The organism is Proteus sp. fly-1067 (assembly GCF_040139345.1).
Lineage (GTDB): Bacteria > Pseudomonadota > Gammaproteobacteria > Enterobacterales > Enterobacteriaceae > Proteus > Proteus vulgaris_B.
Map to the genome: position 1 here is coordinate 1 of NZ_JBEEUL010000262.1, position 528 is coordinate 528.

A 528-nucleotide genomic window follows, 5' to 3' on the forward strand; every position below is an offset into this window, starting at 1 on the left:
GAAGATGTTGATGACGGCAAAATTATTCTTGATAGTCAGGATCTTACTGATATCCCTGCCGAGCATCGCTTTGTGAATACGGTATTCCAAAGTTATGCACTTTTCCCGCATATGACTGTTTTTGAAAATGTCGCTTTTGGCTTGCGAATGCAAAAAAACCCTGCTGATGAAATTCAAAAAAGAGTTGACCAAGTATTGCGCATGGTACAGCTTGATGATTTCGCGCAACGCAGACCCGCTCAACTATCTGGTGGGCAACAGCAACGTGTTGCGATAGCGCGAGCGGTGGTGAATCGCCCAAAAGTGTTGCTTCTGGATGAGTCGTTATCCGCCCTTGATTATAAGCTGCGTAAACAGATGCAGAACGAATTAAAAGCGCTACAACGCAAGTTAGGTATCACTTTTATTTTTGTTACGCATGATCAAGAAGAAGCGCTTGCCATGTCAGATCGCATTATCGTAATGCGAGAAGGTAAAATTGAGCAAGATGGTTCTCCTCGTGAAATTTATGAGGAGCCAAAAAACCTG

At 43.4% G+C, this 528-nt stretch carries 1 protein-coding gene; it reads left to right on the plus strand.

Translation table 11 applies throughout. The features are described from left to right. The coding region (locus ABN217_RS20325; protein ID WP_349460016.1) for an ATP-binding cassette domain-containing protein at positions 1–528 on the plus strand (528 nt) is incomplete at both ends.